Raw genomic sequence first — 9,038 nt, forward strand, 5'->3', positions numbered from 1 at the left:
CTGGTTCGCCGAGGGAGAACCCTGGGAGGACCAGGGTTCTCCCTCGGCCTACCCCGGTTCTCCCTCGGCTCAGCCCGGTTCTGCTCCGACAGGATCGGGTTCTCCCTCGGGCTGCCGGGTGCTACGGTCGCGGGCCGTGACCACCTCGCCCCTGCCCGCCGTCGGCCCGACGGCGGGTCTCGCGTTCCGTACGGCCGTCGCCGCCGACCTGCCCCGGGTCGTCGCGCTCATCGCGGACGACGCCATCGCGCGGTCCCGGACGGGGGAGGTCGGGCCCGCGCACGAGGCGGCGTTCGCCGCGGTCGACGCCGACCCGAACAACGCGCTCGTCGTGGTCGAGCTCGACGACGAGGTCGTCGGCACGATGCAGCTCACCGTGATCCCGGGGATCTCCCGGAACGGCGCGTCGCGGCTCGTCGTCGAGGCGGTGCGCGTGGACCGCCGGCTCCGCGGGCAGGGGGTCGGCCGCGCCATGATGGCGTGGGCGCACGCCTGGGGCGTCGCGCGAGGCTGCACGCTCGCCCAGCTCACCTCCGACAAGCAGCGGGCCGACGCCCACCGGTTCTACCGGTCGCTCGGCTACGAGCAGTCGCACGAGGGCTTCAAGCTCCCGCTCACACCCCGCTAGTCCGTGGGCGGCGCCGCACTGGAGCGCTCTCACGTATTCAGGTCGTGACCGCTTGGGAGCGTTCCCGCGTGTTTGCGCTCACATCACAGGGCGTATGTCTGCGCTGTCATGGGACCAAGGTCGCTGTTTGGTCACGGTTCTGCCGATCCTTGCGTTCAGGAGTTGACGCCAAGAACGCGACCGGCATAACGTCGGGCCCGCTCGGACGGCGCTGAGGGTGTCCGGGTCCGCGGCGCGTCGGTGCGCTGCGAGCTGTCCTCGGCAGGAGGAGGTCCGATGGCGGACGAGCGCGTGATCCTCGAGATGCGAGGTATCACCAAGGAGTTCCCGGGCGTGCGCGCCCTCGACGACGTGAACCTGCGGGTGCGCGCGGGAGAGATCCACGCGATCTGCGGCGAGAACGGCGCCGGCAAGTCGACGCTCATGAAGGTGCTCTCGGGCGTGTACCCGCACGGGACGTACTCGGGCGACATCTACTACGACGGCGCGGAGGTCCAGTTCAAGGACATCCGGTCGAGCGAGCACGCAGGGATCGTCATCATCCACCAGGAGCTCGCCCTCATCCCCGAGCTGTCGATCGCGGAGAACATCTTCCTCGGCAACGAGGTCAAGGGTGCGTTCGGCATCGACTGGGGCGCGGCCCGCCGTCGGGCCGAGGAGCTCATGGCGCGTGTCGGCCTCCAGGAGTCGCCCGACGCGCAGATCAAGAGCATCGGCGTCGGCAAGCAGCAGCTCGTCGAGATCGCTCGTGCGCTCGCCAAGGACGTCCGCCTGCTCATCCTCGACGAGCCGACCTCCGCGCTCAACGAGGAGGACTCCGAGCATCTCCTCGACCTGCTGCGCGGCCTGCGCGCCAAGGGCCTGACGAGCATCATGATCTCCCACAAGCTCAACGAGATCGAGGAGGTCGCGGACTCGATCACGATCATCCGCGACGGCCGCTCGATCGAGACGCTCGACGTCCAGGGCGACGCCGTCGACGAGGACCGGATCATCCGCGGCATGGTCGGGCGCTCGCTCGAGTCGCGCTTCCCGGCCCACACGCCGTCCATCGGCGAGACGTTCTTCGAGGTCGAGGGCTGGACCGTGGAGCACCCCGAGGTGCCGGGCCGGTACGTGTGCAAGGGCTCGACGTTCCACGTCCGCCGCGGTGAGATCGTCGGCTTCGCCGGGATCATGGGCGCAGGGCGCACGGAGCTCGCGCGGTCGATCTTCGGCCGCTCGTACGGACGCTACAAGTCCGGCGTCGTGCGCATCGACGGTCGCGAGGTGTCCATGCCGACCGTGCTCTCCGCGATCGAGAACCGGATCGCGTACGTCCCCGAGGACCGCAAGTCGCTCGGCCTGAACCTGCTCGACACCATCCTCGGCACGATCCAGGCGGCCAACCTGCCGCGCATCGCGAAGGCGGGCGTCATCGACCAGGACGCGGCGTTCGTCGCGGCGGAGTCCTACCGCAAGGCGTTCTCGATCAAGGCACCGAGCGTGCACGAGGGCGTCGCGAAGCTCTCGGGCGGCAACCAGCAGAAGGTCCTGCTCGCCAAGTGGATGTACACCGAGCCGGAGCTCCTCATCCTCGACGAGCCGACGCGCGGCATCGACGTCGGCGCCAAGTACGAGATCTACGGCCTCGTCCAGAAGCTCGCGGACGCCGGCCGCGGCGTGGTGGTCATCTCGTCCGAGCTGCCCGAGCTCCTCGGTCTGTGCGACCGCATCTACACCGTCTTCGAGGGGCGGATCACGGGCGAGGTCCCCGGGTCGGAGGCGACCCAGGAGGGGCTCATGCGCCTCATGACCGGCACGCCCGGCGACGCACCCTCCGACGCCGCCGCCTGAGCGCGTCCCCCACCCCAGCCACCGCATCGCAACCGAGAAGGAACCACCGACGATGTCGTCCATCAAGCAGCTGCTGAGCGGGGGAGCGCGCCAGTTCGGCATGCTCTTCGCGCTCCTCGCCCTGGTCATCTTCTTCCAGATCGCCACGGGCGGACGGGTCCTCACGCCGAGCAACGCGCAGAACCTGCTCAACGGCAACTCCTACATCCTCATCCTCGCCATCGGCATGGTGCTCGTCATCATCGCGGGCCACATCGACCTGTCCGTGGGCTCCGTGGCCGCCGTGACCGGCATCATCGTGGCCCTCGCGATCCGCGACTGGGGCATCCCGTGGTGGCTGGGGATCCTGCTCGGGCTGAGCGTCGGCGCGATCATCGGCGCGTGGCAGGGCTTCTGGGTCGCGTACGTCGGCATCCCCGGCTTCATCACGACGCTCGCCGGAATGATGCTGTTCCGCGGCCTCAACCAGTTCATCGGTGACTCGAACACGGTCCCCGTCCCGCAGGAGCTCCAGACGCTCGGCGGTGGCTACCTGCCCGAGTGGGGTCCGAACACGGGCCTCAACAACTCGACGCTGCTGCTCGGGATCGTCGCGATCGCGTTCGTCGTGTGGTCCGAGCTCCGCCGCCGCGCGAGCGCCCGCAAGCTCGGCGCCGAGCCGGTCCCGACCTCGGTCGCCGTGACGCGCGTCGTCCTCTTCAGCGCCGTGATCGCCTACCTCACGTACCTCTACGGGTCGGGCCGCGTCGGCACGTCGTTCCCGGTGCCCGCGCTCGTCCTGGTGCTCCTCGTCGTCGTCTACCAGTTCGTCGCGTCACGGACCATCACCGGTCGCCACGTGTACGCGGTGGGCGGCAACCGGGCCGCGGCGGCGCTGTCCGGCGTGAACATCAAGCGCACCAACTTCTTCGTGATGATGAACATGTCGATCCTCGCGTCGCTCGCCGGGATGATCTTCATCGGCCGCTCGACCGCGTCCGGCCCCTTCGACGGCAACATGTGGGAGCTCGACGCGATCGCGGCCGTGTTCATCGGCGGGGCTGCCGTCTCCGGCGGTGTCGGCACGGTCGTCGGGTCCGTCATCGGTGGTCTGGTCATGGCCGTCCTCAACAACGGCCTGCAGCTCATGGGCGTCGGTTCCGACCTGACCCAGATCATCAAGGGCCTCGTGCTGCTCGCCGCCGTGGCGTTCGACGTCTACAACAAGGTGCAGGGCCGCCCGTCGATCATCGCCCTGATCTTCCCGTCGCGGCGCGACAAGGGCACGGGCGCCGTCACGGGCGCCGACGACCTCCAGCCCGAGGTCCCGGTCGAGGCCGGCGCGACCGCCGCCAAGGGCTGACCCGACCTACCCCCCCACGTCCCACCCACCGCACGACCCCCCCTGACCGCATCCGACGACGGATGCCCGACAAGAAAGTGGTACCCATGAAGAAGCTCACCACGACGCTCCTGGCGCTCACCGCCGCGAGTGCGCTCGTGCTCAGCGGCTGCTCCTCCGACCGCGGGGGCGACGCCGGTGGCGACTCCACCGGTGGCGGCGAGTCCGCGGCGGCCGGCTTCGAGGAGGGCGCGACGATCGGCGTGGCGCTCCCGCAGAAGACGTCGGAGAACTGGGTGCTCGCCGAGCAGCTGTTCAACGACGGCCTGACCGAGGCCGGCTTCAAGCCGATCGTGCAGTTCGCCAACGGCGGCGTCTCGGAGCAGCAGAGCCAGATCGACGCCATGGTCGAGCAGGGCGCGAAGGTCATCATCGTCGGCGCCGTCGACGGGTCGCAGCTCGGCAGCCAGCTCAAGAACGCCAAGGACAACGGCGCGACCGTGATCGCCTACGACCGTCTCGTGAAGAACACGGACGCCGTCGACGAGTACATCGCGTTCGACAACTTCCAGGTCGGCGTCCTCCAGGGCGAGGCGCTGCTCCAGGGGCTCGCGGAGCGCAAGGGCGAGGGCCCCTACAACATCGAGCTCATCGCCGGCTCGTCCGACGACGCGAACTCGACGCCGTTCTTCGAGGGCGCCATGAGCGTGCTCGACCCGAAGATCGAGGACGGCACGCTCGTCATCCCGTCCGGCCAGACCTCGTTCGAGCAGGTGTCGACGCAGGGCTGGAAGGCCGAGAACGCGCAGAAGCGCATGGACACCGTCCTCTCGGGCAGCTACTCCGACAAGGAGCTCGACGGCGTCCTGTCGCCGAACGACACCCTCGCCCGCGCGGCGCTCACGTCGGCCAAGCAGGCCGGCAAGGAGACCCCGGTCATCACCGGCCAGGACTCCGAGGTCGAGTCGGTCAAGTCGATCGTCGCGGGCGAGCAGTACTCGACGATCTACAAGGACACGCGCAAGCTCGTCGAGGAGTCGATCAACGCGGTGAAGGCGCTCCAGGCGGGCGAGGAGCCGGAGATCAACGACACCGAGTCCTACGACAACGGCGTCAAGGTCGTCCCGGCCTTCCTCCTCGAGCCGATCATCGTCACGCAGGAGAACGCGGCCGAGGTCTACGCGGGTGACCCCACCCTCGAGGAGCTCACCAAGTGACCCGTTCGCTCTGAGCGACCGGGTGGCGGCGGCGTACCGGCACGCCGCCGCACGACGGCCCCCGTCACGTCCTCGGACGTGGCGGGGGCCGCCGTCGTGCAGGGGGAGCCGCCGGCGCCGGAGCCGGCCGGGAGCCCGCGGCTCAGCGGAAGACGACGGTGCGGTGCCCGTCCAGGAGCACGCGGTGCTCCGCGTGCCAGCGCACGGCGCGCGCGAGCGTCTGGCGCTCGACGTCCTCGCCGATCGCGACGAGGTCCTCGACACGGCGCGAGTGGTCGACGCGCTCGACGTCCTGCTCGATGATCGGGCCCTCGTCGAGGTCGCCCGTCACGTAGTGCGACGTCGCGCCGATGAGCTTGACGCCGCGGTCGTGCGCCTGGGCGTACGGGCGGGCGCCCTTGAAGCTCGGGAGGAACGAGTGGTGGATGTTGATGATGCGCCCCGGCATCTCGCGGCACAGCTCGTCCGAGAGGATCTGCATGTAGCGCGCGAGGACGACGAGCTCGACGTCGAGCTCGTCGACGAGCCCGCGCAGGCGCGCCTCGGCGTCGGCCTTGGTGTCGCGCGTGACGGGCACGTGGTGGAACGGCTTGCCGTAGAACGTCGCGATGTCCTCGAGGTCACGGTGGTTGCCGACGACGCCGACGACCTCGATCGGCATGCCCTGGGAGCGCTCGCGGTACAGCAGGTCGACGAGGCAGTGCGGCGCCTTGGAGACCATGAGCAGCGTGCGGACCCGGCGCCCGACGACGTCGAGCTGCCACGTCATGGCGAACCGGGCCGCGACCTCCTCGACCGCGCGCTCCAGCTCGGCGCGCTCCGCGGCCGCCGTGACCTGCACGCGCATGAAGAACAGGCCCGAGAGCGGGTCGCCGAACTGCTGCGACTCCGTGATGTTGCCCCCGAGCCGCGCGAGGGCCCCGGCGACGGCGTGCACGATCCCCGGCCCGTCGGGGCACGAGAGCGTGAGGACCCAGTGCGTGGGGTCGCCGGTCGAGGGCTGCGCGGTGCGGAGCGCCGAGGTGTCGGGGACGTCGGCGCCACGGGGATCTGTCGTGGACACCCCTCAGAGGGTAGCCGCGTCCCGGCGGTGACGAGGCCGCCGTCCGGCAGCCTGACATCACCCGGACACGCGCGGTCGCGTCGCGCGATGTCTGACACGATGTCTTCATGAACGACGCGCAGATCACGACCCGCCTCGTCGACGACGCCGAGGCCGGTGAGCTCCTGACCCTGCGGCGGGCGGCGTTCGTCACCGAGGCGCAGCTCTACCAGGACCCCAACATCCCCCCGCTGACCCAGACCCTCCACGAGCTGCGCGACGACCTCGCGCGCGAGGACGTCGTGACGATCGGCGCGTGGCTCGGCCCGCGACTGGTCGGCTCGGTGCGGGTCGAGATCGAGGAGAGCAAGGCGACGCTCGGCCGCCTCGCCGTGGCGCCCGACATGCAGGGCCGCGGCATCGGGACGCAGATGCTCTTCGAGGTGCTGCCGTACCTGCCGGAGCAGACCACGGAGATCTGGGTGTTCACCGGCAAGGATTCCAAGCAGAACCTCGCGATGTACACCAAGCACGGCTACGAGGAGCAGTACGACAAGGCCGCCGGCGACCTCACCTACACCTACCTGCGCCGCATCCTCGGCGAGGCCGAGGCGCGCAACGAGTCCGACGCCGTCGGGCAGGAGTAGCCGGGCAGGAGCAGGCGGGGCCGGACCCGGGCGAGAGCCCGGGACCCGCGGACGGGCCGTGCGCTAGGATCGACGCGTCGCGACTGGCGCCGCCCGGTGGATCTCCGCCCGGGCAGGGTGGATCACCACCGGGGAGCGACACGCTGTGCAGACGACGGGTCGTTCGCCTGGGCCCCGGGTCACCCCCTGGTGGGGCGTACCCGGCGAGCCGGGAACGTGACCACCGACGACACACTGCCAAGCACCCGCGGAGGAGACGCCATGAGCGCCCAGCCAGCCGACAACGTCCTCGACACCCCGCTCGCCGAGCTCGACCCCGAGATCGCGGCCGTCCTCGACGGGGAGCTCGCGCGCCAGCGCGACACCCTCGAGATGATCGCGTCCGAGAACTTCGTCCCGCGCGCCGTCCTGCAGGCGCAGGGCTCCGTGCTCACCAACAAGTACGCCGAGGGCTACCCGGGCCGCCGCTACTACGGCGGCTGCGAGCAGGTCGACGTCGCGGAGAACCTCGCGATCGCCCGCGCCAAGGACCTGTTCGGCGCCGAGCACGCCAACGTCCAGCCGCACTCGGGCGCCACGGCCAACGCCGCGGTGCTGCACGCCCTCATCAACAAGGGCGACAAGATCCTCGGCCTCGAGCTGGCGCACGGCGGCCACCTCACGCACGGCATGAAGATCAACTTCTCCGGCAAGCTCTACGACGTCGCGGCGTACGGCGTGGACCCGCAGTCGTACCGCATCGAGATGGACGAGGTGCGCAAGCAGGCCCTCGAGACGCGCCCCGACGTCATCATCGGCGGCTGGTCCGCCTACCCGCGCCACCTCGACTTCGCCGCCTTCCGCGAGATCGCCGACGAGGTCGGCGCCAAGCTCTGGGTGGACATGGCGCACTTCGCGGGCCTCGTCGCCGCGGGCCTGCACCCGTCCCCGGTGCCGTACGCGGACGTCGTGTCCTCCACGGTCCACAAGACGATCGGCGGCCCCCGCTCGGGCTTCATCCTGAGCAAGGAGGAGTACGCCAAGAAGATCGACTCCGCGGTGTTCCCCGGCCAGCAGGGCGGCCCGCTCATGCACGTCGTCGCGGCCAAGGCCGTGTCGTTCAAGATCGCCGGCTCGGACGACTTCCGCGACCGCCAGGAGCGCACGCTGCGCGGCGCGAGCATCATCGCCGACCGCCTCGCCCAGGCCGACGTGGCCGCGGCCGGGGTCTCCGTCCTCACGGGCGGCACCGACGTCCACCTCGTGCTCGTCGACCTGCGCCACTCCGCGCTCGACGGCCAGCAGGCCGAGGACCTCCTGCACGAGGTCGGCATCACCGTGAACCGCAACGCGGTGCCGTTCGACCCGCGCCCCCCGCGCGTCACGTCCGGCCTGCGCATCGGCACGCCCGCGCTCGCGACGCGCGGCTTCGGCGACGCCGAGTTCACCGAGGTCGCCGAGATCATCGCGACCGCGCTGCGCGAGGGCGCCGCGACCGACGCGGACGCCCTGCGCGCCCGCGTGCAGAAGCTCACGGCCGACTTCCCCTTGTACCCGGGCCTGCAGCAGTGAGCCCCCGGATGAGTGCGCAGATCCTCGACGGCAAGGCGACCGCCGCCACCATCAAGGCCGAGCTCAAGGACCGCCTCACGGTCCTCGCCGCCAAGGGCGTCGTGCCCGGCCTGGGCACGCTCCTGGTGGGCGACGACCCGGGCTCGCAGTGGTACGTCGCGGGCAAGCACCGCGACTGCGCCGAGGTCGGCCTGTCCTCGATCCGCGAGGACCTGCCCGGCGACGCGACGCAGGAGGAGATCGAGGCCGCGGTCCGCCGCCTGAACGAGGACCCGGCCTGCACGGGGTACATCGTGCAGCTCCCGCTCCCGAAGGGCATCGACACCAACCGCGTGCTCGAGCTCATCGACCCGGCCAAGGACGCCGACGGGCTGCACCCGACGAACCTCGGACGCCTCGTCCTGCGCGTCAACGAGGAGGTCACCTCGCCGCTCCCGTGCACGCCGCGCGGGATCATCGAGCTCATCGAGCGGCACGGCATCTCCCTCGCGGGCAAGGAGGTCGTGGTCGTGGGCCGCGGCGTGACCGTCGGCCGCTCGATCGGCCTGCTGCTCACGCGCCGCGCGGTCAACGCGACGGTGACGCTCACGCACACCGGGACGACGGACCTCGCGGAGCTCGTGCGCCGCGCCGACGTCGTCGTCGCGGCGGCGGGCGTCCAGGGCATCATCACGCGCGACATGGTCAAGCCGGGCGCCGTCGTCATCGACGTCGGCGTCTCGCGCGAGGCCGACCCCGAGACGGGCAAGAGCCGAGTCGTCGGAGACGCCGCGCCGGACGTCGCCGAGGTCGCGGG

General features: G+C 70.8%; 8 protein-coding genes and 1 riboswitch. Of the genes, 7 read left to right on the plus strand and 1 reads right to left on the minus strand.

Annotation, left to right across the window (positions count from 1 at the left end; translation table 11 throughout):
- Window positions 1–136: 136 nt before the first annotated feature.
- The 4 genes from CCE02nite_RS05035 to CCE02nite_RS05050 all read left to right on the plus strand — a co-directional run bounded on the left by CCE02nite_RS05035 (window position 137) and on the right by CCE02nite_RS05050 (window position 5,002).
- Window positions 137–628 carry a GNAT family N-acetyltransferase gene (locus CCE02nite_RS05035; RefSeq protein ID WP_255318640.1) on the plus strand — a complete coding sequence of 164 codons (492 nt, stop codon included), beginning with the start codon at window positions 137–139 and terminating at the stop codon, window positions 626–628.
- 276 nt (window positions 629–904) lie between these two features.
- A complete protein-coding gene (gene mmsA / locus CCE02nite_RS05040; RefSeq protein WP_141388570.1) occupies window positions 905–2,464 on the plus strand; it encodes a multiple monosaccharide ABC transporter ATP-binding protein in 1,560 nt (519 codons plus the stop codon).
- 52 nt (window positions 2,465–2,516) lie between these two features.
- On the plus strand, window positions 2,517–3,806 hold the full coding sequence (gene mmsB, locus CCE02nite_RS05045) for a multiple monosaccharide ABC transporter permease (RefSeq protein WP_141388571.1): 1,290 nt from the start codon (window positions 2,517–2,519) through the stop codon (window positions 3,804–3,806).
- Between the two features lie 86 nt (window positions 3,807–3,892).
- On the plus strand, window positions 3,893–5,002 hold the full coding sequence (locus CCE02nite_RS05050) for a substrate-binding domain-containing protein (RefSeq protein WP_141388572.1): 1,110 nt from the start codon (window positions 3,893–3,895) through the stop codon (window positions 5,000–5,002).
- A 142-nt stretch (window positions 5,003–5,144) separates the two neighbouring features.
- Here CCE02nite_RS05050 and purU read toward each other — a convergent pair whose 3' ends face one another.
- Window positions 5,145–6,065 (minus strand): formyltetrahydrofolate deformylase, encoded by a 921-nt coding sequence (purU, locus tag CCE02nite_RS05055; RefSeq protein WP_141388573.1) that lies wholly within the window; start codon window positions 6,063–6,065, stop codon window positions 5,145–5,147.
- 107 nt (window positions 6,066–6,172) lie between these two features.
- Between purU and CCE02nite_RS05060 the strand changes: the two genes are divergently transcribed.
- The 3 genes from CCE02nite_RS05060 to CCE02nite_RS05070 form a co-directional block, all read left to right on the plus strand.
- Window positions 6,173–6,691 carry a GNAT family N-acetyltransferase gene (locus CCE02nite_RS05060; protein ID WP_141388574.1) on the plus strand — a complete coding sequence of 173 codons (519 nt, stop codon included), beginning with the start codon at window positions 6,173–6,175 and terminating at the stop codon, window positions 6,689–6,691.
- Between the two features lie 69 nt (window positions 6,692–6,760).
- A riboswitch (ZMP/ZTP riboswitch) is annotated at window positions 6,761–6,871 on the plus strand.
- Window positions 6,872–6,952: 81 nt separating this feature from the next.
- On the plus strand, window positions 6,953–8,242 hold the full coding sequence (glyA, locus tag CCE02nite_RS05065) for a serine hydroxymethyltransferase (protein ID WP_053369692.1): 1,290 nt from the start codon (window positions 6,953–6,955) through the stop codon (window positions 8,240–8,242).
- An 8-nt stretch (window positions 8,243–8,250) separates the two neighbouring features.
- Window positions 8,251–9,038, plus strand: a 788-nt coding sequence (locus tag CCE02nite_RS05070; RefSeq protein ID WP_141388575.1) for a bifunctional methylenetetrahydrofolate dehydrogenase/methenyltetrahydrofolate cyclohydrolase, incomplete at its 3' end; no start/stop codon positions are given.

Origin of the sequence: Cellulosimicrobium cellulans (genome assembly GCF_006539945.1) — a bacterium.
In the GTDB taxonomy this organism is placed as follows: domain Bacteria; phylum Actinomycetota; class Actinomycetes; order Actinomycetales; family Cellulomonadaceae; genus Cellulosimicrobium; species Cellulosimicrobium cellulans.

What these genes read in the sequence shown, in the direction of transcription:
- mmsA (WP_141388570.1), top strand. Translation starts at nt 905, where the DNA reads ATGGCGGACGAGCGCGTGATCCTCGAGATGCGAGGTATCACCAAGGAG.
- mmsB (WP_141388571.1), top strand. Translation starts at nt 2,517, where the DNA reads ATGTCGTCCATCAAGCAGCTGCTGAGCGGGGGAGCGCGCCAGTTCGGC.
- CCE02nite_RS05050 (WP_141388572.1), top strand. Translation starts at nt 3,893, where the DNA reads ATGAAGAAGCTCACCACGACGCTCCTGGCGCTCACCGCCGCGAGTGCG.
- CCE02nite_RS05060 (WP_141388574.1), top strand. Translation starts at nt 6,173, where the DNA reads ATGAACGACGCGCAGATCACGACCCGCCTCGTCGACGACGCCGAGGCC.
- glyA (WP_053369692.1), top strand. Translation starts at nt 6,953, where the DNA reads ATGAGCGCCCAGCCAGCCGACAACGTCCTCGACACCCCGCTCGCCGAG.